Origin of the sequence: Flavobacterium sp. UMI-01 (assembly GCF_019656315.1) — a bacterium.
Classification (GTDB): Bacteria; Bacteroidota; Bacteroidia; order Flavobacteriales; family Flavobacteriaceae; genus Flavobacterium.
Genome location: NZ_BPLU01000034.1, coordinates 1 through 423, shown reverse-complemented (window position 1 = coordinate 423; position 423 = coordinate 1). Strand labels below are relative to the sequence as shown.

1 protein-coding gene is annotated in these 423 nt (G+C 41.1%); it reads right to left on the bottom strand.

Features of this window, described 5'->3' with window-relative positions; translation table 11 throughout:
* Positions 1–423: HYR domain-containing protein (locus tag K5R64_RS10215; protein WP_220763215.1), on the bottom strand; the 423-nt coding region annotated here is incomplete at both ends.

Here is a 423-nt window from a genome sequence, read left to right as displayed (position 1 = left end):
GGCCACAGTAGTTGTAATATTAGTAATTGTGTTGATAGTAGGACTGATGTTGTCGGTTACATTGACTGTATAAGCACAGGTGGTAAAATTTCCAGCAGCATCTTCTACTCGATAAGTAACGGTGGTTGTACCTAAATTAAAAGTTCGAGTACCAAGATTATTAATTCCAGTGGTTGGAGAAGTGCCTGTTGTAGCACCAGTTAGCGTCCAAGTTAATTTAGTTACTCCACAGTTATCCGCTGTAGTTGGATTAGGAGTGGCAACACTAGCGGTACAAGTACCAGCACTTACATTTTGAGAAAGGTTAGAAGGGCAACTGATAGTAGGCGCGATATTATCGGTAATAGTAACAGTATAAGAACAGGTCGCAAAATTCCCAGCAGCATCTTCTACTCGGTAGGTTACAGTGGTGGTGCCTAAATT